This window comes from Carnimonas nigrificans ATCC BAA-78 (assembly GCF_000526695.1).
Classification (GTDB): domain Bacteria; phylum Pseudomonadota; class Gammaproteobacteria; order Pseudomonadales; family Halomonadaceae; genus Carnimonas; species Carnimonas nigrificans.
Genome location: NZ_JAGO01000016.1, coordinates 85649 through 109357, shown reverse-complemented (window position 1 = coordinate 109357; position 23709 = coordinate 85649). Strand labels below are relative to the sequence as shown.

19 protein-coding genes are annotated in these 23709 nt (G+C 54.2%); 11 read left to right on the top strand and 8 right to left on the bottom strand.

Features of this window, described 5'->3' with window-relative positions:
- Positions 1-197 precede the first annotated feature (197 nt).
- Positions 198-1004, top strand: a complete 807-nt coding sequence (locus L881_RS0111330; RefSeq protein WP_051464882.1) for an HAD family hydrolase — start codon at positions 198-200, stop codon at positions 1002-1004.
- A 210-nt stretch (positions 1005-1214) separates the two neighbouring features.
- Complete coding sequence (locus tag L881_RS0111325; RefSeq protein WP_025733809.1) at positions 1215-1880, top strand: fumarylacetoacetate hydrolase family protein; 666 nt, start codon at positions 1215-1217, stop codon at positions 1878-1880.
- Between the two features lie 288 nt (positions 1881-2168).
- On the opposite strand, the gene coaA is transcribed toward L881_RS0111325, so the two are convergent.
- Positions 2169-3113, bottom strand: a complete 945-nt coding sequence (coaA, locus tag L881_RS0111320) for a type I pantothenate kinase (RefSeq protein ID WP_025733808.1) — start codon at positions 3111-3113, stop codon at positions 2169-2171.
- 340 nt (positions 3114-3453) lie between these two features.
- Between coaA and L881_RS0111315 the strand changes: the two genes are divergently transcribed.
- From L881_RS0111315 to L881_RS14005, 4 genes are all read left to right on the top strand, one after another.
- The gene (locus tag L881_RS0111315; RefSeq protein WP_025733807.1) at positions 3454-3705 is read left to right on the top strand and encodes a GlsB/YeaQ/YmgE family stress response membrane protein; all 252 of its coding nucleotides are present in this window, start codon (positions 3454-3456) and stop codon (positions 3703-3705) included.
- 891 nt (positions 3706-4596) lie between these two features.
- Positions 4597-5943, top strand: coding sequence for an acyltransferase family protein (locus tag L881_RS0111310; protein WP_025733806.1), 1347 nt, complete (start codon positions 4597-4599; stop codon positions 5941-5943).
- A 27-nt stretch (positions 5944-5970) separates the two neighbouring features.
- On the top strand, positions 5971-8253 hold the full coding sequence (locus tag L881_RS0111305) for a YbeU/YbeR family protein (RefSeq protein WP_025733805.1): 2283 nt from the start codon (positions 5971-5973) through the stop codon (positions 8251-8253).
- Between the two features lie 238 nt (positions 8254-8491).
- Complete coding sequence (locus tag L881_RS14005; RefSeq protein ID WP_245587972.1) at positions 8492-9160, top strand: NlpC/P60 family protein; 669 nt, start codon at positions 8492-8494, stop codon at positions 9158-9160.
- Here the strand turns inward: L881_RS14005 and L881_RS13800 are convergent.
- Both L881_RS13800 and L881_RS0111295 read right to left on the bottom strand, forming a co-directional pair.
- Entirely contained in the window at positions 9157-9372 is a 216-nt protein-coding gene (locus L881_RS13800) for a hypothetical protein (protein ID WP_156926555.1), read from the bottom strand. The genes L881_RS14005 and L881_RS13800 overlap by 4 nt on opposite strands.
- A 40-nt stretch (positions 9373-9412) precedes the next feature.
- The gene (locus tag L881_RS0111295; protein WP_025733803.1) at positions 9413-9895 is read right to left on the bottom strand and encodes an FKBP-type peptidyl-prolyl cis-trans isomerase; all 483 of its coding nucleotides are present in this window, start codon (positions 9893-9895) and stop codon (positions 9413-9415) included.
- 271 nt (positions 9896-10166) lie between these two features.
- Between L881_RS0111295 and L881_RS0111290 the strand changes: the two genes are divergently transcribed.
- Complete coding sequence (locus L881_RS0111290) at positions 10167-10805, top strand: MBL fold metallo-hydrolase (RefSeq protein ID WP_025733802.1); 639 nt, start codon at positions 10167-10169, stop codon at positions 10803-10805.
- A gap of 117 nt (positions 10806-10922) precedes the next feature.
- Entirely contained in the window at positions 10923-11210 is a 288-nt protein-coding gene (locus L881_RS0111285) for a hypothetical protein (protein ID WP_025733801.1), read from the top strand.
- Positions 11211-11440: 230 nt separating this feature from the next.
- Here L881_RS0111285 and proP read toward each other — a convergent pair whose 3' ends face one another.
- The 5 genes from proP to L881_RS0111255 all read right to left on the bottom strand — a co-directional run bounded on the left by proP (position 11441) and on the right by L881_RS0111255 (position 18213).
- The gene (proP, locus tag L881_RS0111275) at positions 11441-12943 is read right to left on the bottom strand and encodes a glycine betaine/L-proline transporter ProP (RefSeq protein ID WP_025733800.1); all 1503 of its coding nucleotides are present in this window, start codon (positions 12941-12943) and stop codon (positions 11441-11443) included.
- Between the two features lie 327 nt (positions 12944-13270).
- A complete protein-coding gene (gene galU / locus L881_RS0111270) occupies positions 13271-14155 on the bottom strand; it encodes a UTP--glucose-1-phosphate uridylyltransferase GalU (protein WP_025733799.1) in 885 nt (294 codons plus the stop codon).
- 278 nt (positions 14156-14433) lie between these two features.
- Positions 14434-15945: a succinyl-CoA:acetate CoA-transferase ScpC gene (scpC, locus tag L881_RS0111265; protein ID WP_025733798.1), complete on the bottom strand. Its 1512-nt coding sequence runs from the start codon at positions 15943-15945 to the stop codon at positions 14434-14436.
- 105 nt (positions 15946-16050) lie between these two features.
- Positions 16051-16539 (bottom strand): transcriptional activator RfaH, encoded by a 489-nt coding sequence (locus L881_RS0111260; RefSeq protein ID WP_034579496.1) that lies wholly within the window; start codon positions 16537-16539, stop codon positions 16051-16053.
- Between the two features lie 96 nt (positions 16540-16635).
- Positions 16636-18213 carry a TerC family protein gene (locus tag L881_RS0111255; protein WP_025733796.1) on the bottom strand — a complete coding sequence of 526 codons (1578 nt, stop codon included), beginning with the start codon at positions 18211-18213 and terminating at the stop codon, positions 16636-16638.
- A 558-nt stretch (positions 18214-18771) separates the two neighbouring features.
- Between L881_RS0111255 and L881_RS0111245 the strand changes: the two genes are divergently transcribed.
- The 3 genes from L881_RS0111245 (at position 18772) to L881_RS0111235 (ending at position 23412) form a co-directional block, all read left to right on the top strand.
- The gene (locus L881_RS0111245; RefSeq protein WP_025733795.1) at positions 18772-19146 is read left to right on the top strand and encodes a hypothetical protein; all 375 of its coding nucleotides are present in this window, start codon (positions 18772-18774) and stop codon (positions 19144-19146) included.
- Positions 19147-20439: 1293 nt separating this feature from the next.
- Entirely contained in the window at positions 20440-21168 is a 729-nt protein-coding gene (locus L881_RS0111240) for a hypothetical protein (protein WP_025733794.1), read from the top strand.
- Between the two features lie 774 nt (positions 21169-21942).
- Positions 21943-23412 (top strand): catalase, encoded by a 1470-nt coding sequence (locus tag L881_RS0111235; protein WP_025733793.1) that lies wholly within the window; start codon positions 21943-21945, stop codon positions 23410-23412.
- Positions 23413-23709 lie beyond the last annotated feature (297 nt).

Sequence of the window (23709 nt, the reverse complement as noted above, 5' to 3'; positions counted from 1 at the left end):
AAAGAGTGAAGCAAGGAAAATAACCCTTGCTGCTGCCAATCGACTGCCCATGGCTCGGAATTGAAACAGGGAAGTTAGACCAAGGTATGGGTCTTGTGTGCGGTGATGAAGGGGGAATGCAACGGACGCCAGCAGCGTAATCGGGCATAATGAACAGCACGATTTTACTGTCTGTCTTTTATGTTCAGCGAGGTTTTATGGCTATGCGCACGCTGGTTGTCAGCGATCTTGATAACACTCTTCTCAACAGTAGCCATCAGCTTGATCCACTGACCATTACTACCTTTCAGCAGCTTGAAGAGCGCGGAGTAACGCTGGCGATAGCGTCAGGCCGCCATTTTCTGGATATTCAGCGGGTGCGCGCTCAACTGGGTGTAAGTGCCAGCATTATCAGCTCCAACGGTGCCTGCCTGCACGAGCCGGATGACCGGCTGGTCTTTGAACATGTACTCGATGCGGCGCTGGTGGAGCAACTGACGGGCATCGAGCGCCCCGATAGCGTCAGGCTCAACCTGTACACTCCGGACAAGTGGTTGATTGACCAGGGCGATGCTCGCATTGAAGCCTTCCACCACAGCACCGGTTTCAAGTATCAGATTGATCCTTCCATTGTGGGGCAAGCGCGGAGCGATGTGTGCAAGGTGCTCTATCTGGGGCCGGCTGAGCAGTTGGCAGAAATAGAGGCACTGATTCGCGCGCGGATGGGGAAGCAGGTGCACTTTACCTATGCGCTGCCCAACTCCCTTGAGGTCATGGCGCTGAATGTTAATAAAGGCAGGGCGCTGGAGCAGTTGCTTGAGCGTCTGGGCATGACCGCGGCGCAGTGCGTCGCCTTTGGCGATAATCTCAATGATATCGAGATGCTGGAACTGGCCGAAGGCGGCTGCATCATGGAAAACGCCAACCCGCTACTGTTCGAAGCGCTGCCCGGTAGAGAAGTGATCGGTCACCACGATCAGGCGGGGGTGGCGAAGAAGCTGAGAGCGCTGTTCGAGCTTGATTGATATTCGCACTCGACTCAATGGAGCCTCAACAATCTGACTCGGCGCGCTGAGCGTTGATACGCAGGCCCACTCCAGCGTGGTGCCACAAGCCGCCGTTGAAGGTAGACTCGATAAGCCGCCGCTGACGGCGGCTTTTTCGTTCCGGTACGGTTCTTCTGCCGTTTGGAAGTATTTCTTTCACGCTCACCGCTACGGTTCTGGGAGTTCGACATGCCTTTCTCCACTCGCTTCATCGACGGTCTCGAAACCGGTCTGCCGTTGGGCAAGATTCTCTGCGTGGGTCGCAACTACGCTGAGCATGCCAAAGAGCTTAATAATCCGGTGCCCGCGTCGCCGCTCCTGTTCATCAAGCCATCGACCAGTGCGGTCGAACTCGAAGAGCCGATCGAACGGCAGTTTTCTCATGGCGATGTGCATTTTGAGACCGAGATTGCGCTGCTGATCGGTGAGCGCATGAGTCAGGTGAGCGCCGACGAGGCGATGAGCGGTGTGGTTGGTGTTGGCCTGGCGCTGGATTTGACCCTGCGTGATGTGCAGTCTCAGCTCAAGGAGAAAGGGCATCCGTGGGAGCGAGCCAAAGCCTTTGATGGCGCCTGCCCGCTGTCGCGCTTCGTTCAGGTTGAGGGCGGTGATGTCGATTGGGAAGCGGTCACGTTCCATCTCGATATCAACGGCAGACGCCAGCAGAGCGGCAAGACCAGCGACATGCTGTTCACGCTGCCGGCGTTGCTGGAAGAGATGACCCGCACCTTCACCCTTGAACCCGGTGACGTCATTCTCACTGGCACGCCCTCTGGCGTCGGGCAGTTGCCTCGTGAGGCGGTGCTCGATCTGTCGCTTTCACTAGGGTTGAAGGTCGGCACGCAGACACGATAATCGCAGCTATGAGCAAGGAAAATCGTCAGGGGCATTCGTCGCTGGCGCTTTTCCTTGCCACTCTCTTCGTCACCTTCTTTGCCACATGCCTCGTCTGATCTTCGCGGTTCAGCGCTCCAGAGAGGCGCACATCCCACCACGGCGCGTGTCAGAGGCTTAAAAATGACGAGCCCCGCCAAATAAGACAGGGTTCGTCAGCCATCTGAGCGCAGCCAGGGCTGCGTTTTACATGGTTATGCTTGTTACATGGCCGTGCATTACGGTGAAAGAGGAACGCCTGAGAGTGGCTTACTTGCGCAGCAGAATCTGCTCTATCTGATGGCCTTCGCCCTTGGTCAGAATCAGACTGGCCCGTTCGCGAGTCGGCTGGATATTCTCCCGCAGGTTGCGCTCGTTGATGCGATACCAGATATCCTGCGCGGTGGCGACACTCTCTTCATCGGTCATTTTGGCGTACTTGTGGAAGTAGGAGTCAGGATCTGAAAAGACGCTCTGGCGCAGCTTCATGAAACGATGCACGTACCACTCCCGCAGACGTTCCAGCGGGGCATCCACGTAAATCGAGAAGTCCACGTAGTCCGACACGAAGTTATGGTGCTGATCCTCGGGGTAATCGTTGGAGCCTTGCAGTACGTTAAGCCCTTCCAGAATAACGATGTCAGGCTGCTTGATGACCTTCCGCTCGTCGATAATGTCGTACACCAGGTGCGAGTAGAGGGGCACCTCGATGTGCGGCTCGCCCGCTTTCAGACGTGCGACAAAATCAATCAGTTCGTGTGTCTTGTAGGATGAAGGAAAGCCTTTCTCCTGCATCAGGCCACGCTCATTCAGCTCTTTATTGGGGCGCAGAAAACCATCGGTGGTGACCAGCTCAACGGTACGGCGCTCGGGCCAGCGGCTCAGCAGCGCTTGCAGTACCCTGGCGGTCGTGCTTTTGCCAACCGCCACGCTTCCGGCAATGCCAATCACATAAGGCGGGCGCTTGTCGTGGGTGTGCAGAAAGCGATCCAGCACGTTGCCGCGCTGTAGATGCGCATTGACATACAAATTCAGAAGACGGGTCAGGGGCAGGTAAACGCGCGCCACCTCGTCAATCGAGAGATCTTCATCAATGCCTTTCAGCGCCTTGACTTCATCGGCGCTGAGCGTCATGGGTACTGCGTTACGCAGCGCTGCCCACTGCTCGCGGTCAAAACGCATGAAGGGGCTGTGGGAAGTGGCAAAGGACTGCATGGGATGTCCAACTCGCTACGGATCAAATCGTGGTTAGGAAGCGTTGCACAGGCGTTTTCAACGCGCTTGACCGGCAGGCTTCACAGAAAAAACAGCGCCTTTCAAAGGCTTCGGCTGCAAAAGCAGCGCAAGCCACGGCGTTAGCATGACGCTGCACACCCTGTCACAACCTGCTTGTGAAGGGAAGCGGGCCAAAGTCTACACCCACATGACCAGAGCGTGGAGTCTTGAAATCAACGCGTTCGTACCTATTATGAGTGAACACTAGATATAAAAGCTCTATCAGCACCCGATGGATCTCCAGGGATCTTCTTGATGGGCGCCGCTTGGGAGAAACGCCATGCAAATATTACTGTGGGTTGTGATCGGCGGTTTGGCGGGCTGGATTGCCGGCAAGCTGATTCGCGGTGATAGCTTCGGTCTGCTGGGTAATCTGGCGCTGGGGGTTGCGGGCGGAGCCATCGGTGGGCCTTTATTGGGGCTGGTGGGGCTGAGCAATAATGGCGGTTTTATCGGCTCGTTGGTGACGGCCATCATTGGGGCCGTGATCATGCTGTGGTGTGTCGCCTTCTTCCGCGAGAAATTTGCCTGATCCCTTTATTGAGCACCGTCAACCTCAGCCATTTGAACCAGCGGGAGCGTTAAGCGCTTCCGCTGGTTTATATTCAGTACGGCAGGTTCGATATGGCAGCTTCAGGATGTGCCCGATAGCGATTGCAAACGCTACACCGCCGCACGTTCCCAATTCCATGAGGCGTCGCTGCTGAACTGCTTCTGGCGAGAATGTCAGGCAAAGTGGAGCGCTTCGTGAATGTGTTGTCTGCTCTTGTAGCCTCAACGGTGCAGGTTTAGCCACTGGTGGCGATAGGGAAGGTGCATAGGGGAAAGGGCGTGCTGATCTACACTTTGTGGGGTGTTTAATGCGCTGCGGCTGCAACGGCCCTGGGGCGCAAGTTTACACACCGCAACGCCAAATAGCGCTTCAGTCTTGCCAGCGTGCGGTATTGGCAGCCTTGAACATACAGAATTACAGAAGTAACCGATGGTTACCATTTCGACTTGCTTATTATGGTGGGGGCTTATACTGTCGCTATCGCTCTATACTTGTGCCTGAAAATCATCGGCGGCACTGGCTGCTCAACCTGCTTCTATACTCGACTCCCATACGTTTGCCCGGATATTGCTCGCGCAGCATACGTGTGTCTCGAATTTGGATGGGTGTGCCGATGGATGCAAGGCTCGGCGTTTGCCAAACCCATGAGGTAAGGTGGCGCTAATGTTACCAGTGTGCCCGGCAGCGGGGTTTGCGCTGCGCAGGTGCTGGGGAAATAAAAGGGCATACGGGTTAATGATGAGCGATCTGTATCGCTCCATGCCTTAATTATTAAATTATTCTTAAATAATAGTCGGCGACGGCTTCGGGCTGACTTCCAGTGTCGATACTTGGCCTGGCAATAATATAGCGCTGACATCGGAGTGTTGAATGGCGACAAACGCCCATAACCAGGAAACAGTCTCTCAGGCCGGTGCCTCCAATGGACACGGTGTTTCCGTTGGCAAGCCGCGCTTTGTTTCTCTTGAATGGCTGCGCTTTCTGCTTGGCCTTTATATCGTTATCTTCCATACGCTGCATCACTACAAGGATAGCGTGCCGTGGGCCGAGTATGTGTCCAATATCGGTTTCTTCTCGACCAGCACCTTTTTTATTCTGTCCGGCTTTTTGCTGGCCCACGTCTATCTGGACCCGGCGCCCAATCACTCCTTCCGTCTGCGTGAATCGAAGCTGAGTTTTCTGATCAAGCGCTTCGCGAATCTGTATCCCATTCATATTGGCGCCATCATCATTACGATAGCAGTCATTCTGATTCTGCAAGCGCTGACGATATTCCCCGAGGATGTGCACACTACCTCCATTCGTTATGTGATTATCGACTCCAATAACGATACGCCCGCCGAACAGCTACGCATGTGGATGAATAATACTCAGCTTGCCTGGGCGACCTTCACCAATTTGACGCTAACCCATGCGTGGAACCCTTATTACCTGACGTTTAATGCGCCTTCCTGGTCGATATCGGCACTGTTCTTTTTCTATCTGCTGTTTCCCTTTATTGCGCCGGCGCTGCGCTCGGTAAAGGCACCGCTGCTGACGCTGATTGCCATTAATGTCTGCTATCTGATACCGGTGGTGCTGATTGTGCTGTTTACCCAGCATGGCGCGCCGGAAACGGGCATCCTGCACCGCAATCCTATTGTGCGTCTGCCTGAGTTCATGGCCGGTATCGTGCTGTGCGGTGTTTATCACCGCTGGGCGGTGGCGGGCGGCAAGCCGACGGCCAAACTGGTGCTGTCATTGATTGCGCTGGTGGTGGCCGAACTGGCGATGGCGGAGTACCTGATGTCGTTCGGATTTCATGGGGTGTGGTACTACCTGTTGCATGATGGACTGCTGATGCCTGCCGAACTGGCGCTGCTGTTCCTGTGCGCCATTGTGCCTTACGACCCCTCACCGAAATGGCGCAAGATTGCGGCTTATCTGGGAGGTGCGTCGCTGCCCATGTTCGCTCTTCATGTGCCGCTCTACCTGATTTTCTCTCGTATTGAAGGGGTGCTGTCGGGCCAGCCAGAGCTGTGCATGGCAGGGGAGTGGCGTGCCTGCTTTGACGCGGCGCAGCAGCCTACCATCTATTTCTACCCGTTGTTCCTGCTCCTGACCGTACTGTTTTGCGTACTGTTCCAGCAGCAGTTTGTGGTTAGGGTAAGGCGTTTTCTTATCGCCCATCTCACTCCTGCGTCGGTGGCGGCCAATAACAAGGCAGCAGCGAAATAATGGTGACGGCATGGAGAGGGCGCGAGCGTGGCTGATGCTATCCCCGATGATGAGGGAGTGTGGGCGGAAGCCACCGATGCCTCTGCCCAAGGGGAACAAAGAGTAGAGCCTGACGCACTGGTCTGGCGGTTGCTGGCCCTATCCGAAGTGAGTCTGGGCAGCGTCGGTGCTCAGGCTCGGCACGCTTTGCATCACCTTGATCAAGTGCTGGACACCGCGCTGCGCCATGGGCAGCTTTCTACGGATGATGTGGAACGCTGGCGTCGTGCGGCGTCTGGTGAGCAGGTGCCCCATGAAGTGCTGTGGGGTGGCAAGGCTCTGTTACCGTGGCGGCTGCGCGCAGGCGTTGCACCGCTGCTCACGCTGTCTGCCGAGTCGGAAACACGGCGCGCTTGTATCTGCCAGCAGCTAGCTAGCCAGTGGGATGTAAGAGATCGCGATGCCCTTGTCAAAACGCTGCTCTGGCTATCGGCGCAAGGCGATCGCTATAGTTGGGACATGGACGCCCACGACCTGACGCAGCTTACCTCCGAGGAGCGTCTGGCGTGGCGCGCACGACGTCTGGCAGAAGAGCAGGCCAAGGGAAGGGCGGCTGATCCCACTGAGCCTCACCGAACTGCGCTGCTGATTGAGTGGGTCGAGCAGCAGCAACCGCTGGAGTGGGCCGCCTGGGACTGGCTGCGGCTGGTGGAGCTGGCCTGTCAGGGCGTGCGGTGTGGCTGGTTGAGTGAGGAGGAAGGGCGCGGTTTTACCGTGCATGCGGTGCATTTGATGCAGCAGCGCTATGCCAATTGGGGCGAGCTTGCCGCTGCCTGCCAGCGTGGCCGGTGGCTGCTTTCCGGCCCGCCCGATGAAGCCGAGCGTGAACGCTGGAACCTGCTGCTAACGGCGCGGTTAAGCCCTTGGAAAAGGCCGCTGACGACGTTGATCGGTGATAGCGAACGTCAGGCCGCGCATGACTTTATGCTGCAATGGCGCTGCCAGCCGTGGCACTTCGCGATGGCACTGGCGGCCATACGTGATCCTGCGCTGGTAGCGCGCTGCGCCGGAGATATGGAGCGTGCGAGCGAACGTGTTGAAGAAGCGCGGGGTTATCTTGCCGATGTGCTCGAATGGGCGCCGGGCGATGACGACCAAGCGCTGATGCGCTGCTGGCAGCCAGCCTTGGTGCACTGCCTCAACCAATGTGCGGCGGATGCAGCGCGCGGTGTGCTGCCCTCGGGGGATACCGCCATTGGCAGTGCTGTACCTGAAGAGCTTGCTGAGCGAGCGCGGCTTGCCTTCGGCGCGCCCTATTCGGCGACCATTCACATGGCTGAAAAGTACGCCTTCCATTTGGTGATGGCGGTAGATGCTGACGTCATCGACGGCGCTCGTTTTCTCTCGTTGGCGAAGTCTCTCTGTGCAACGCTGTGCTGCTTCTATGGGTCGCCGCAGCCGCTTATTGAAGCATGGCGGGCATGGGAGACCGCTCTTGCTAGCCCCGTGCAAGCCTCGCTGGTGGCCGAACTTGAGTGGCATCTGGCAGACCCCGGTTCAGTGCTGAAGTGGGTGCCCTGGCGGGGGCGGGGTGCCTTTCAGGAGCCTGGTGAACGCCCTTCACTGCGCGAATTTACCGCGCTGGCGCTGATCGGCCCGCTGAATGCGGTGCAGTGGTCACTCCCTGTAAGAGCCGGTCATGCTGCGACAGCGACATTGATCGACTGGCTCGACAGCCATTATGGTCTTGCCAGCGCCGCAGGACTGACGGCTTTTCTGGATTTTCTGGCAGCGTCAGGCGACCGGCAGGAATATCAGATCAATTACGCGCCCTATACGCTTAACCATGCGCGTCTTGAGGGTGAAATCGCGATTCTGGAAAGTGCTGCGCGCAGTGAAAACGAGCAGGTACATCTGGAGCGCCTGCGGCGGGTGAAGCTGAACAGTGAAGGGTGCAACGATCATGACCTGGCCGCCTGGGATATTGCTCAACTGGTCGATTTGGCCTGCGCGGGAGTGAGCGTGGGCTGGCTTGACCGTGACCAGCTTTCCTCTTATCTGGCCCTGGCTGAAACACTTGCGGCAACCCATTACAGCGGCTGGCAGGATTATGCGAGCGGTTTGCTGGCGGGGGCCGGTTTTTTTATGCCCGAGGAGGCCGAACAGCAGGGCGTTATCTCAGAGCTGAGACAAGCGCTGATCGCCTGGCTGACCGGCGTGTCACCCTGGTTCGGTTGCTGGAGCTGTCTGACGTTTCCAGGCCAGCCCGATCAAGGGTGGCCGTCGCGGCATATTGATGTGCTCAGCGCTGATCACTATACGCTTCACTGAGTTGATCGCGCTGAGAGAGGAAGAATTGAGGTGGTGTCATTTCCCGTATTAAGAAATAAATAATGCAAACATCGTGTAAAATGGGGAAACTTTCGCTCCAGGTCGGTATTCAGTTTGACCACATGGCGTCAATGGGTAATATTCCCCGTAGGTCAGGTGCCCACCGTCTTGTTAAAGCGTACATACCTCGCCATATCGACACTAAATAAGCCCGCTATAAGAATCCAGGAATCGCCCAATGCGCCGATTGACAGGCTGCTGCTGCATGCTGTTATTGCTCTCGGGATGCGCCTCCCAGCAAAGCAACATGCGCACCACTGCATCCTATACACCCCACATTGATACGAGTTCTGCCCTGATTGTCGCCAAAACAGCCGCCAATCAGCCTGTAAATTTCAGCCAGGGCCAACAAAATGCTCGGCTTTCCCACTACACCGAGCCTACCATCCCTACACCGGCAGCGGTACGCAAGGTATTGATGGAGCAGTTTGCGCAATGGCAGGGTACCCGCTACCGGCTTGGTGGTGTCAACCACGGTGGCATTGATTGTTCGGCGTTGATGCAGCATATCTTCCGCGATGGTTTTGCTCATGCCTTGCCACGTACCACGGCATCACAGGTACTCGAAGGCGGGCGCGTACTGAAATCGAATCTGCGCCCCGGCGATTTGGTCTTCTTCCGCCCCTATCGTGGTGATCGCCATGTAGGTGTCTACGTTGGCAATGGCTCCTTTATGCACGCCTCTACCTCGCGTGGCGTGATTATCTCAAGGCTGGATAATGTCTATTGGTCCCGTCATTACTGGACCGCCAGACGCGCACTGGATGACTCGCAGCTGGCCGCTGTACTTGGCGGACATGCGGCTGAAGGCAAAAGCCGTGGTTACATGAATTCGGCGGATTACTAAACGTCCTGCTGGGCGTTACTCAAGCGGCAGTAGTCTTTGTTGAATGGCAGCACCCACCCCTTGAGGGTGGGTGTTTGCGTTTGGGGTATAGGGAAGGTGTTGGCGATCACAGTGGGCAGCCGAGAAGGGCTATGGCAGTGCATGTGTCGCGCCTCACGCACTCCTTCCTGCTCGTGTAGTAAAACGTGTGGCATAAAAAAACGGCGACGCATGGAGCGTCGCCGTTGATCGGGCGTTTATGCCGGCACTGGATTAGTGCTCGTGGCCGCCTTCGCCGTGAACATGACCATGTTCGAGTTCTTCATCGCTGGCTTCACGAACGGTTTCCACTGCCACGTCAAAGTTGAGCGGCTGACCAGCCAGGGGATGGTTGCCATCAACAGTAACCGTATCGCCTTCTACCTTGGTTACGGTGACCAGCAGCGGGCCGCCCTGGGTCTGCGCCTGGAACTGCATGCCCGGTTCAATGCTTTCAACGCCCTGGAAAGAAGCGCGCGGCACTTCCTGAACGAGCTGTGGCTGTACTTCGCCATAACCTTCGGCTGGCTCAACACGCACCTGAAGTTTGTCACCAGCTTCACGCCCTTCCAGCTGGCGCTCAAGGCCAGGAATGATGTTGCCTTTGCCTTGGAGATAGCTGAGCGGTTCGCGGCCTTCAGAGCTGTCGAGCACTTCACCTTCGTCGTTGGTCAAGGTGTAGTGAAACGACACGACTGAGTTGGGAGCGATCTGCATAGTAAATAACCTGCTTGGTTGAAGTTGATCAATTCACCCTGGATAAACGCCATCGTTAACGTGTTTATCAGCGGTGGGCGTGCGCCTTATTGCGCATCTGAGAAGTAGGGTGGGCGCGCTTGGGGGTGTTTTCAAGGCCGCCACCCAATTCTTTTCTTTTTTCGGTGATTAAATGAAGCAGGCGGGAGCGCAAAAAATTACGTGGCGTGGCGAGATATGGCAAAATTAACGGCAATTGATTACTACCTGCCCCTTGTTGCGGAGGTTTCGTTTGGATTTTTCGCTGATTACCGTTACTCCCTTTGCCCAGAACTGTACGCTTTTGGTGTGTCCTGACACCCGCTGTGCGGTACTGGTCGATCCGGGCGGTGAGCCTGAGCGCTTAAAGGCGGCCTGTGATGCCGCCGACGTGAGCATCGAGAAGATTTTGCTGACCCATGGGCATCTTGATCACATCGGGGCAGTGGCAGACATGCAGCGCTATCTGGACGTTGATATTGTTGGCCCGCATCGTGATGATCTGTTTTTGATTGAAGCCGCCCCCGAATTTGCCCGCGCTTATGGTTTTGAGCCGCCCGAGGCGTTTGTGCCCAGTACATGGCTTGAAGAAGGGGATGTCATCACCTTTGGCAATCAGCGCCTGGATGTACTGCACTGCCCCGGCCATGCGCCCGGTCATGTCGTGTTTGTTAATCATGCGCACAAGCTGATTCAAATGGGCGATGTGCTGTTTAAAGGCTCCATCGGGCGTACCGACCTGCCGGGCGGCGACATGCCCACCCTGATACAGTCAATTCGTAGCAAACTGTGGCCGCTGGGCGATGATTATCGTTTTATTCCAGGCCATGGTCCGCTCTCTACACTTGGCGAGGAGCGGCGCACTAACCCCTTCGTGGGAGAAGGGCGCTAACGGCTAACTGGGAGCAGGGAGAGTTGCGACGCCATGCCCGGGTAGCGCATGATACGGGCAAGCTTTTTGATATAAGTAGTAACAGTAAACAGTAGACGCTTGGAGGGAGAGACTGCAATGTGGACGTTGATTTGGATTGTAATATTCCTGGTGGTAGCGGGTTTTGGCTATAAGAATTGGGACGGCACCTTCGGCAAGCAGGTGAAGAAGTATGTTCCCGAGCCGGTCAAGCCGGATGACACCACTGCCGCCACAGATCGTTATATATGGCCGATTGCCGCCGGTATCTTGATTGCAACACTGGTGCTGCATCCGATCTCGACTATTATTACGCTGGTACTGATCGCAGTGATTGCATTCGTGGTGAAGTGGCTGCTGGGAGCAGTTATCAGCAGATTCCACTAAGTTGTTAATGCCTGAGTAGTTACTATTACTCAAGCAACGAAAAAGCCTGGTGTCGGGATCTCCGACATCAGGCTTTTTGCATGTCAGTGCATGAGGCCCTGGCAAATAGTGCTATGAGTGACTGTCTGCCAAAGGGAAGCCTGCACGCAGGCACCTGCCTTTGATTTGACCTCAACCCAACCCTGCCAATGGGCAATCTTGACGATTGTGCCCATTGGCATATTGCCCTCCTAACGGATGGAAGGGTGCTGATCGGCCAGGTCCGCTCGTATTTTCTGAAGCTCAGCGATTTGGCTATCAACATCACGAATACGCTCAGCAATATCCTGATGGTGATCCGCCAGCAGCTCCTTGGCTTCTTCGCGGTCCGATGCTGCCGGTTTTGAGCCTTGCAGCGGCTTGCGCGAGCTTTCTGCGGTTACCAGGATCACGAGCATACCGATGACTGCCACGATCATCATGTAGTAGGCAGGCATCATGTCGGAACCGGTCAGATCAATCAGCCCAGTGGAGACCAGCGGCGTAGTACCGCCAAACAGCGAGGTGGAGAAGTTCAGCGCGATAGCGATGGCGCCGTAACGAATGCTGGTCGAGAACAGGGCTGGCAGGGTAGACGGCATGGCTCCCATAAAGCAGTTCTGGAAGACGCCCAGCATTAACAGTCCCAGGAATACCAGCACCAGACTATCGGAATGCAGCAGCCAGAATGCCGGAATAGAGAACAGCAAGAAGCCCAGGCAGCCAGTAAAGATGACCGGACGACGCCCCCACTTGTCACTTGCCATGCCAGCAAACGGTTGGATGATCATCATCACCACCATCAGGGCGATCAGCAGGTAGTTGCCCATATCGGCCGAGTGACCAAGTTCTGACGAGAGATAGGTGGGCAGGTAGGAGAGCACCATGTAGGTGCCGACCATGTATACGATCACCAGGCCAATGCACAGCAGCATGGGGCGCCAGTGGCCCGATACCATGGTGACCAGTTCGCGGGCAGCCGATTCTTCTACTTCCGCGGTTTTCTTGTGCTCTTCGAAGGCGGGCGTCTCTTCAAGCTTCATACGCATATAAAGGCCGACGATGCCCAGCGGCCCCGCGACGAAGAAGGGAATACGCCAGCCCCAGTCGAGCAGCGCTTCATCTGACAGGGTAGAGGTCAGTACCGCGGCCAGCAGGGCGGCTACCACGTAACCGAACAGGGTGCCGAATTCGAGCCAGCTACTCAAAAATCCGCGAATGCGGTCAGGCGCATGTTCGCCCAGATAGGTCATCGCACCGCCAAATTCACCACCGGTCGAGAAACCCTGTACCAGACGCAGCGCCAGCAGCAGTATGGGTGCCCATACGCCAATGCTGTTGTAGCTGGGGATCAGACCGATACAGAAGGTGCTGCCCGCCATCATGATCATGGTGAAGGCGAGCACTTTCTGGCGGCCCAGCTTGTCACCCAGCGGGCCGAGAATCAGACCACCGATGGGGCGTACCAAAAAGGCAGCAGCAAAGGCACCGAAGGAGGCCAGCAACTGTATTGTCGGATCGCCGCCAGGGAAAAATACGCGACCAATGATGGTCGCCAGATAGGCATAAACGCCAAAATCGAACCACTCCATCGCGTTACCGAGCGCGGTGGCGGTGATGGTGCGTTTGAGGGATTTTGTTTCTATGAGCGTTACATCATCTACGGTAAGCGCGCGCTTTTTGCGAGCAACACTACCGGAGGAAGCACTGACCATATTGTTATCCTTTGCTATTTAATTACGATGTGATCCCGCGTTATTGGCAGATGGCGAATAACCGATGAATTCTGGCACAAAGTACCAAGAAGCAGTGCGAGATCAAAGATAGTCGTCAGGTTGACGTAGTAAGTGCAGAACGTAGGGTTTAGCGCGCAAGCTGACACTGTGTTGCGATTAACCGTACTGATAGAAGGGGAAGTAAGCACCTGAGTGCCTTGTAGCAGCGTATTCTTCTGCACTGGAGATAAAACTGACAGCCATGGGGATGCCTGGCTGTCAGTGTGTGACGTAAAGAGACGAGGATTACACGCCTCTCACCGCCTGTCAGTCGACGTATTTCTTGAGCATTTCCTTGAATCCTTCGCCTAGAGCAGGATGACGCTTGGCATAGGAGACAGTCGCTTCCAGATAACCGAGCGCAAAGCCGCAATCATAGGTGTCGCCTTCCATGCGATAGGCTTCGACCGGATGGCTGCTGCGTAGCTCATCAATGGCATCGGTCAGCTGAATTTCGCCGCCGGCACCGGGCTTGGTTTCCGCCAGCAGCGGGAAGATGGAGCCTGGCAGCAGGTAGCGGCCGATAACGGCAAGGGTAGAAGGCTCTTCGCCACTTTTCGGCTTCTCAACCATGCCATTGATCGGCGTATGCTGACCGGCCTGAGGCGTGTCGCCTTCAAGGGATACGATGCCATACTTGTAGGCAACTTCCTGCGGCACGTTTTCAACCATGATCTGGGCGTTGCCCGTTTCATCATAGGCTTTGATCATGCCGGCCAGGTCGTTGGGCGAATGACCATCGGCATCCACCAGCACATCGGGAAGCATGACCACGAAGGGATCGTTGTCGCCAATTACCGAGCGGGCGCACAGAATCGCATGGCCCAGGCCCTTGGCTTCTTCCTGACGTACCGAAATGATCGACACATCGGAAGGGATGATGTTGCGCAGCTCTTCCAGAAGCTCGGTCTTGCCCTTGGCTTCCAGCTGATGTTCAAGCTCGAAATGGTGATCGAAATGGTTTTCGATGGCGGCCTTGGCAGAGTGAGTTACCAGCACGATCTCCTTGATGCCGGCTGCTACTGCTTCTTCCACCACATATTGGATTACCGGTTTATCAACGATGGTAATCATTTCCTTGGGGATAGCCTTGGAGGCGGGGAGGCAGCGAGTGCCAAAGCCTGCTACTGGAAGAACCGCTTTGCGAATCATCAAGTTTCTCTCTTGGTTAACAACACATGCCGTCAGGACGACACAAAATTAAGTGAATAATCTGGCGTATCAGCGAAGTGTTCCTATCGTGATGGCGAGATATATGGCACTTATTTGAGCATTCCCTTCAGGGAGTTTCAATCATCGCTTTAATGTACCTGAAGGCAAGCGCACCGTGCTACGCACTTTAGCGCCTAATGGTATGTTTTTTGTTACGGCGTATTACAGGCATGCTGCTGATACTGTAATACGCCGTTTTTCAACAAGTGATACCGATATTATGACTGGGCTGGGGAGTCGGCAAAATGGCGCATTGAGCCGCTTTCTACGACCGCCTGATGCCATGACAGCGCTTCATTGAGAAGGTGAGGCGTGTGACCACCGCGTTCGCAGGCACGATGGAAGTAGTCGAGCAGCGCTGGGCGGTAAAGGGGATCAGCACATTTTTCGATGATGATCAGCGCCCGTTCGCGGGGAGCGCAACCGCGAAGGTCGGCCAGACCGTGCTCGGTCACCAGAATATCGACATCATGCTCACTATGATCGACGTGGCTCACGAAGGGCACAATGCTTGAGATATCGCCGCTTTTCGCCACCGATTTGCTGATAAATACCGACAGATGGGCGTTGCGTGCGAAATCCCCCGAGCCACCAATGCCGTTCATCATCTGGGTGCCGCACACATGGGTAGAGTTGACGTTGCCATAGATGTCGAATTCGAGCGCGGTATTGATGGCAATGATGCCTATGCGACGGATCACTTCCGGCAGGTTGGAAATTTCCTGCGGGCGCAGCACGATACGATCCTTGTACTGCTCAATATTGGGCCAGAAGCGGTTGCCAACCTCTTGCCCCAGCGTGATTGACGTAGCGGATGCAAAACGGAAGGTGCCGTTATCGAGCAGCTTGATGGCGCTGTCCTGTAGCACCTCGGAATACATGGTCAACCCTTCGAAGCCAGCGGTTCCCAAGCCTTCCAGTACCGCATTCGCCATGCTGCCAATACCTGCCTGGAAGGGGAGCAGCTGCTCGCCGAGTCGCCCGCTGGCTATCTCGTTTTTGAAAAAGTCGATGAGATGATCGGCGATGCGCTGGGTGCCTTCATCAGCAGGCACGTTATCGGAAGGGGAGTCCGGACGATGGGTCAGCACGATAGCGGCGATTTTTTCCGGCGGCACTTGAATATAGGGCGTACCTATACGGCTATCGGCTGCGGTGACCTCAACTGGCGTACGGTCAGGGCGCATGGCGGGAAGGTAGATATCGTGCAGCCCCTCCAGCGCTTCAGGCCAGACATCGTTCACCTCAATGATCACCTTGTCGGCGAGCCTGGCAAAGCTGGCAGAGTTGCCGACCGAGGCAGTAGGAATAATGGCCCCTTCTTCGGTGATGGCCGTGGCCTCAATGATGGCGATATCAATATGGCCCAGATAGCCGTGGCGGGCCTGTTCGACAACTTCCGACAAGTGAATATCGGAAAACAGTACTTCGCCCTGATTGATCGCCTTGCGCAGCGTACGATCGACCTGAAACGGCATGCGGCGCTTGAGTGCGCCTGCGTCGGTCAGCGACGCATCAACGTTATTGCCCAGCGAGGCGCCAGTCAGCAAGGTGATCTTGAGCGACTCTTTTTTGGCGCGTTCGGCAAGTGCCAAGGGTACTTCTTTTGCTTCTCCTGCCCGGGTGAAACCGCTGGTGCCGATAGTCATGCCATCCTTGATCAAGGTGGCGGCCTGTTCGGCACTCATTTTCTTGGATTCCCAGCCTGGTAGCCGACAGCGATGTGACATTTATCATTCTCCTCATCAAGACAGGATAATCATACTCTCTTATCAACTGCCCTGTTTAGAGGCTGACTTTCATACTATTGTCGGTGATATTTCACGCGGTAACGGTTATAGGGCGCGCGGGTCCTGGATGCGGCTGATAATATCCAGCAGCGCAATCACGCGCTCTTCACCACTGCGCTTGTCGAGTAGCTGGGAAAGTTTGGCACTCGTGCTATCCGATGTGGGTTGCAGGCGGGGCTTTAGCCCAATGTAATGATTGATGGGGTCGCCATCGTGCATCGACGCATGTGCCTTGAGCATGTCGATGAGCGACTGGGGCACGGGCAGCGGCGTATCACCGAAGCTGACCAGCCGCAGCACGCCACGGGTTGAGCGGATGGGGCGCCAATTGCTGGCAACCTGGCTTAACCTGATAAACAGGTAGTAGGGAAACAGCGGCTCACGGCGCGCTTTTTTTTCGTTTTTAGCCACCAGGGGATGAAAGATCTCAAAGCCCTGGCGGTGCAGGTTTTCAGCGGCCCTCAGTGATTCTCCGCCCTTGCACTGGATAGCGTACCAGCGGTAGATGCTCTTTTCGTTCTGATCGCCTGTCATAGGGGCACTTCCTTGCAACCTGTCGGCTGCCCTTAAAAATGACGACAGCACTCGATGTCCATGGGCCATCGAGTGCTGTAGCGGTAAGTATGGCTATTAAATGCGGGGCTTTCCGTTGCCCACTTCACTTAAGGTCAGGCGCACGCGCTTGATGCGATGGCGCTCAACATCGAGTACGCGAATATCCCAACCATCAATGCTGGTAGCAGCTCCTATATAGGGTAGCGTTTCAAGACAGTAAAGTACCAATCCTGCCAGAGTGGTGTAGTCGCGCCCGATAGGCAAGGGGTGCGGCAGCTCTTTGTTGATGTCATGAATGTCTTCACTGGCATCCACATCGAAGCTCTGCTCGTTCACCTGGGTGACGACGGGCGCTTCTTCTTCCCCCTTGTTGGGCAGCTTGCCCGCGATCTCTTCGAGAATATCGTTGGTGGTAGCGATGCCGGTAAGCGTACCGAATTCATCGACCACGAACGCGATACTGTTGCCCGAGTTGCGGAAATGCTCCAGCGCGTTGATGACCGAGACATTTTCAAGCAGTACCAGCGGCTGCTCGATCCAGCTACGTAGATCGGCAGGCGGGTGGGCCGCGATAAGCGGATCAAGCAAGCGCTTGGTGTTGATTACGCCGAGGGGTTCATCGCTGTGTCCATCTTCAATCACCACCAGCCAGGAGTGCTGGCTCTTGGCTATGGCGGATAGCTGCTTGGCGATGGGGTCGTGCAGATCAATGGTTTCGATATCACGGCGCAGCGTAATGATCGCCTCTATCGGCTTGTCCGCCAGCGACAGTACACCTTCCACCATGCGCCGCTCGCTGGCACCGAACAGCTCCTCGGTGGGAATGCTGTGTGCCTGCCCATCATTCGAGGATGCCTGCACCGAGAGGTTATTCCCCCCAATCATACGCATAATCGCGGCGGTGGTTCTGGCGCGGCGGCTGCTGTATGGCGCGTCGGCACGAGTGCCGCGACGGCGCAGCTCCTGCAACAGCTCCACCAGCAGCGAGAAGACGATCGCACCGTAAAGATAGCCTTTCGGAATTTCGATATGAACGGCCTCACACACCAAGCTGAGACCGATCATCAGCAGGAAGCTGAGGCACAGAATAACGATGGTCGGGTGATTCGACACGAAGACGGTCAACGGCTTGCTCGCCCACATCATGATGCACACCGCAATTACTACTGCGACCATCATGATTTCGAGCTGCTGCACCATGCCCACGGCAGTGATTACCGAGTCAATGGAGAACACCGCATCCAGCACGACAATCTGTGCCACCACCATCGCAAGGGGCGAGAACGTCTGGTTGTCACTGCTGGCGTGATGGGTAGCGGGCGATATGTGTTCGTGCAGTTCGCTGGTCGCCTTGTACATCAGGAACAGGCCACCCGCACACAGAATAAGATCGCGCAGGCTGATCGCGAGATCACCAACGGTGAAGAGCGGATCGGTAAGGCTCATCAGCCACGACATGCTGGCCAGCAGCGCCATACGCATGAAGAGTGCAAGTGCCAGCCCGATGATACGGGCGCGGTCACGCTGGGACGGATGCACCTTGTCGGCAAGAATGGCGATAAACACCAGATTATCAATGCCGAGCACTAGCTCCAGCACAATCAGGGTTACCAGACCTGCCCACGCGGTAGGATCGAGAAATATCTCAAGCATGGCGGCCAGCCAAAGCGCAGGCGGTTACGCAGTCGAGTTCAACATCAGCGCAGCAGAAGGAAGCGCTCTTTGGCGGAAGAGATGTGGGTGCGCAAGAAAGACAACAGGGCCCGTCAGCGTTGGTATTCAAGTGTTCGTCCATATCGTTGTGGAACACGGATTCTAAGACCTGATCGAAAGCTTGACTAGGGAGTGCTGGAAATAGATAGGCGCTTGTTCGACCAGATAAGCCGAGCAGTGGCCTTGAGAGCACCTTGAGTGCTGCGCAAATGCGTGTTGATGAGCGGAGGGAAGGGTGAATATCAGACCGCTGCATTCAACACCGAGGCGATCACGCAGAATACGGCGCAACGCGCCAAATGAGTAGCATACGGTGGTTATGCAAGCGGATCGCACTGCCTGCTGATATTTCCACCGGCACTGGGCGAGGGTTTACGCGGTTTTTGCCAAAAGGGTTCTGTGAACGGGTAGCTGTGGTAGCATCAGCGCAAATGGAGCCACACAGCGGCTATCAAAAGGCTGGCGTGCTGGCGCCCCCCGTTTCGTTGGAGAGACCTTATGTTGAAATACGTTATCGCCGCCGCAAGCGGCTTGCTGCTGGCAGGCTCAGTGCAGGCAGCGCCTTCATCCTCCCAGGTCGATCACTACTTTTCGACCATGCAGCTCTCGATTGATTCAGCCAATGATCTTGGTGAACGGTGCTCGCGCGCTATCAAAGCAGGCAAACCGACTTCCAGCGGTATTTGTGTCTCCTTCGAGCAGTCGTACAGCATTGTGCTGGATCAGTCCGAGCGTCTGAACAAGGAGCTGAAGGATGCCAATCAGCAGCTCCCCCGTAACGATCCACGCTTGTCCAAGTTGCACTCTTCCGCTAAGCAGCTTAATAGCTATGCCGATGACTACTACGCTAAAGCGGATGCTGGTCAGAAGTAGTGCGACAAGGCTGACTTACGCGGTATAGTGCATCAGTTCAGTAGTTTTATGTATAGGGCAGCAGGGCAGAGGTCGTCTTGCTGCACTCAGCGTCAGGCGGGTATAGCTCAGTTGGTAGAGCGCCAGCTTCCCAAGCTGGATGTCGAGGGTTCGTTTAAATAACGTCACTGAACTCAGCGCTAACAGTGGCAATACGCTTTCTCTCTGGCTGTTGGGTTTACCCAAGGATACTCTGGAGTCGAGTTTGCTTTTTATCAACAATGTGTAAGCTGAGACCGCTGCGTTGTCTCTGGGAAATAGTGTTTGCGAAATCAGTATCAGCGTCGCTAACACTACCAATTGCTCCAGCAGCTGTCGTAATAATATTTTCTGTGGTTATTATCGCCACCAGCCCATATTGCAATCCGACTTATGAAGGCATGACAGTCTCATAGCTGCTTGATGCGTCTCTGGTTTATAAAAAAGGAGCACCGATATTTATGGCGACTTACTGTCAAATTGCCGAGGATGTTAAATCCAGGACAGGGAAGACAGTAAAAACATGCTGGATCGCTCATGTTAAATCTTTGCATGGGCTGACCCGCCGTGTATCACCGAACCGAATTAGCATCGAAAGCCGAGTTTATCCTTGTCCTGAAAAATGGGTGGCGGAGATCGAGCAATCACTGAGAAATTTGGGTGAGCTTTAGCTTTACCACGTCGCTTAACTTTGGGGCTGTTGCCTCTATAAGGAGAATCCTACCACTGTCGGAGTTTTTGGACGCAATACCTAAGAGAGGATTGGCAAACCTAGGCCCCCGGGGGATAATCTTTAACTTAAAAACAATAAGAACTTAGTTCTTGTGTAGTCTTGTATTTTTAACTTATTGTATTATGAACTTCTTTTCAGGGTCCCCGTCTGGCATCGATGATGCAGAGCTACTCTGCTTTAAAAAACTCACGACGTAAATCCTTTGCAAAACATGATAACTCGCTATTCTTATTGGCTGTGCAAGTCCAATGCTCAGCCCACGTATCTTGGCATATGCCTCCCCATCGTAACCAGACCAGTGGGTAACGATGTGCCATTTTAACCTCCTGCGCCGTTAGCAGCAGAGCCTTGTTGATATGTCATCCTGAGTAAGCATATGTATACCAAAAACTCGAAATGTTTTATGATGGTAATGTTTTTAACATATGGTTGTAAAGTGTTGTTATAGAATGCCATAAGTAACTATTGTTTGATGCTAACAGGGAGTGGTTGGAAAAATTAGAAAGTCATTGAAATAAAAGATTTATTCTGGTGGAGGAAGGATGATTTTAGGTGCAGACATTGTAGGAAAGGTAGTCGTATTTATATGCCAAAAAGTGGGCGAAAAGCTTGTTGGAATTCCGTTTGATAAAAGGAAAAAGGCTTGTCGTTCCTTAACTAAATTATATTTTTGTTTGCAATCCTTGGACGATGTGACTCAGGAAGTACTGACTGATATTAATGAGTGTGGTGATAATAGAAGTGCTTTTTCTATCATTAACTCGTTTAACAATCACATTACTGAAATTAAACTTGCCACGAATATGTTTATTGATCTTAGTTATGAGCTATATGAGGGGTTGAAAATAATAGATCCTAATTTAGCATACTGCTGTAGCTCTCTATATATGGGAAAAATGGATTTTTTACATTTCATGACGAATTGTGTTCAGTGGGAGAATAAAGGCGGTCAGCATGGAATTGTAGTAAAGCTTCCAAAAGGTTACCAGCAATCGGTTGATATGGATAAAATGTATCATGATGTCGAGAGGGCTATGAAAAAAGGTGAGAAGTTTTATTGGCCTATCTCTGAGTTTGATAATTTCTCTAGGGATTACAATAATGTTTGTATTAATTGGAGTGATCAAGAAACCGCAGAATATGTTCTTAATGAGATTGAAAAACAAAATAAATTATTGGGAAAAGCAAAGAAAATGCTACGGGATATTTTGAAGTCTAGTTTTTCTATAGAGGAAGTGCTATTTCAAAATGATAGTCATCCTTATCGCTGATTATTTAAAATAGTTGTAATAAATTACATTTTGTTGTTTTTTATATCAATAAACGACCATTGGCCGGCACTGTTCCGGCTTACGTTGTAAACTGTTGGGAAATTAGCCTTGTCTTTCCTGGTAGGCCATCTAATCTTGGCCTTGTTTTCTGGCAGGGGCTGGATGAAGAGGTTAGTATGGCAACTTTTGGTTACGGGCGCATTTCCATATCCCAGTAGGATACCGAAACCAGCGGATGGAATTTGAGCACGCTGGATGGAGGGGCGACTATTGGTTTGCCGATGTTGTTAGCGGGAAAGTCTCCAGTGGTCCAACGTAAAGTATTCTCGGAATTGTTGGATAAAATCTGCGAAGACGAAACGCTGGTGGGGGAATCCTACGCATTCGATAATAAGCGATAATGGATGGACTCCCTTTCTGGAACAATAATGATGCAAGGGCTGGCTATTATATCTCTTGTTGCTAACAACAAAACGGCAGCATTTTACTGGCCTGCTTGATATCCATGGCAACCTGACCCTCTCCAGGGCACCGGTGAACTAGGATGAGGTTATATTATAAATCATTATAATTTCCCCTTTGATAGTTGATCGCTATCAAAACGATGCGCCTGCTGCCATGGACAGTGCTGGCTTCACCCTCTATAACTATGAACTGACAACGATTCATTGATCGTCGCAGTGCCATTGTGTACACCGCGATAGCAGGAAAAACGCGGTAAAACACTGAAGCGACGCCGTTTTACCCTTACTGACCAAAAGGGAGTAGCAATCCGTGACTAGCAATAAACCGACAACGGCCACCAACGATGCGGGCATTCCGGTAGCCAGCACCGAAGACTCGCTCACCGTTGGTCCAAACGGTCCAATCCTGCTGCACGATCACTATCTGATTGAGCAGATGGCAGCATTCAACCGCGAAATGATTGCCGACCGTCAGCCGCACGCGAAGGGAAGCGGTGCTTTTGGCCACTTTGAAGTAACGCACGACGTCAGTAAGTACACCAAGGCGAGCTTTTTGCAGCCGGGCAAGAAAACCGAAATGGCGGCACGCTTTTCGACGGTGGCGGGTGAGGCAGGCAGCCCCGATACCTGGCGCGATCCGCGCGGTTTCGCGCTGAAGTTCTACACCGAAGAAGGCAACTTCGACATGGTGGGGAACAACACGCCGGTCTTCTTTGTGCGCGATCCGATGAAATTTCAGCATTTCATCCATTCCCAGAAACGTCGCGCCGACAGCGGTCTGCGTGACAATGAAATGCAGTGGGATTTCTGGACTCAATGTCCTGAGTCTGCGCACCAGGTTACCTGGCTGATGGGCGACCGTGGCATTCCCGCTACCTGGCGTCACATGGATGGCTTCTCCAGCCATACCTATATGTGGGTGAATGCCGAGGGCGAGCGTTTTTGGGTCAAGTACCACTTCAAGACCGATCAGGGCATCCAGTGCATGACGCAGGATGAAGCCGATCAGATGGCGGGGGCCGATGCCGATTACCACCGTCGCGATTTGCGCATGGCGATCGAGCGTGGCGATTTCCCGAGCTGGACGCTGAAAGTGCAGATCATGCCTTATGAAGACGCCAAGACCTATCACATCAACCCGTTCGATCTGACCAAGGTGTGGCCGCAGGGCGAATATCCGCTGATCGAAGTGGGCAAGATGGTGCTCGACACCAATCCGACCGACTTCCATACCCAAATCGAGCAGTTGGCGTTCGAACCCAATAACTTCATTCCAGGCACGGGATTATCGCCGGATAAAATGCTGCTGGGCCGCTCGTTCGCCTATGCGGATGCGCACCGTGCGCGTCTGGGCGTCAACTACAAGCAGATTCCGGTAAATGCGCCCAAATGCCCTGTGCATAGCTACAGCCAGGGTGGCGCCATGCGCATCAATAACGTGAGTGATCCGGTGTATTCGCCCAATTCCAAGGGTGGCCCGGTGGCTGACGAGCAGAAGTTCCCGGAAGACGCCGTGTGGGCGACCGACGGTGAGTTTGTGCGCCAAGCCTATACCTTGCGTGAAGACGATGGCGACTATAACCAGGCGCATGTGCTGGTCAATCGGGTAATGGATGACGCCCAGCGTAAGCGTCTGGTCAACAACGCCAGCGGCCATATTCTTGGTGGTGTTGAAGATCCCGACATTCTCGAACGGGTGTTCCAGTACTGGATCAACGTCGATGAAACCATTGGCAATCGCATCAAGGAAAAAGTGCTGGCGGCCAAACAGGGCAATTGATCGCTGATACGGTGGATAGCGCATAGCGTTCTTCGCTACTGATGCAAACAGGCTCTTCCTGCATGGGAAGAGCCTGTTTTTTATGGGAACTACCTCAGCCTGGTGAAGCAGATTGCCCTATACCGGTGGAGCCATCGCTATTTTCGGGCCTGCTGAAAGGAGTGCTGATATAGCGCCTGAAAACCAGTACGTACAAAGAAGCACCATAGCCAAGCGATGGTTTAATAACGGTCAGTATGAAAGCAGCAGGTGATGCAAATGCGAGGTACGGTCTAACGTCGGGCCACGTCGTATGAC

Bases quoted from the DNA above. Each gene is read 5' to 3' on its own strand.
- L881_RS0111330 (WP_051464882.1), top strand. From the start codon at position 198: ATGGCTATGCGCACGCTGGTTGTCAGCGATCTTGATAACACTCTTCTC.
- L881_RS0111255 (WP_025733796.1), bottom strand. From the start codon at position 18,213: ATGCTTGAGATATTTCTCGATCCTACCGCGTGGGCAGGTCTGGTAACC.
- L881_RS0111285 (WP_025733801.1), top strand. From the start codon at position 10,923: ATGTGGACGTTGATTTGGATTGTAATATTCCTGGTGGTAGCGGGTTTT.
- L881_RS0111325 (WP_025733809.1), top strand. From the start codon at position 1,215: ATGCCTTTCTCCACTCGCTTCATCGACGGTCTCGAAACCGGTCTGCCG.
- L881_RS0111260 (WP_034579496.1), bottom strand. From the start codon at position 16,539: ATGACAGGCGATCAGAACGAAAAGAGCATCTACCGCTGGTACGCTATC.
- proP (WP_025733800.1), bottom strand. From the start codon at position 12,943: ATGGTCAGTGCTTCCTCCGGTAGTGTTGCTCGCAAAAAGCGCGCGCTT.
- coaA (WP_025733808.1), bottom strand. From the start codon at position 3,113: ATGCAGTCCTTTGCCACTTCCCACAGCCCCTTCATGCGTTTTGACCGC.
- L881_RS14005 (WP_245587972.1), top strand. From the start codon at position 8,492: ATGCGCCGATTGACAGGCTGCTGCTGCATGCTGTTATTGCTCTCGGGA.
- L881_RS0111240 (WP_025733794.1), top strand. From the start codon at position 20,440: ATGATTTTAGGTGCAGACATTGTAGGAAAGGTAGTCGTATTTATATGC.
- L881_RS13800 (WP_156926555.1), bottom strand. From the start codon at position 9,372: ATGCGTCGCCGTTTTTTTATGCCACACGTTTTACTACACGAGCAGGAA.
- L881_RS0111315 (WP_025733807.1), top strand. From the start codon at position 3,454: ATGCAAATATTACTGTGGGTTGTGATCGGCGGTTTGGCGGGCTGGATT.
- L881_RS0111245 (WP_025733795.1), top strand. From the start codon at position 18,772: ATGTTGAAATACGTTATCGCCGCCGCAAGCGGCTTGCTGCTGGCAGGC.
- scpC (WP_025733798.1), bottom strand. From the start codon at position 15,945: ATGTCACATCGCTGTCGGCTACCAGGCTGGGAATCCAAGAAAATGAGT.
- L881_RS0111295 (WP_025733803.1), bottom strand. From the start codon at position 9,895: ATGCAGATCGCTCCCAACTCAGTCGTGTCGTTTCACTACACCTTGACC.
- L881_RS0111310 (WP_025733806.1), top strand. From the start codon at position 4,597: ATGGCGACAAACGCCCATAACCAGGAAACAGTCTCTCAGGCCGGTGCC.
- galU (WP_025733799.1), bottom strand. From the start codon at position 14,155: ATGATTCGCAAAGCGGTTCTTCCAGTAGCAGGCTTTGGCACTCGCTGC.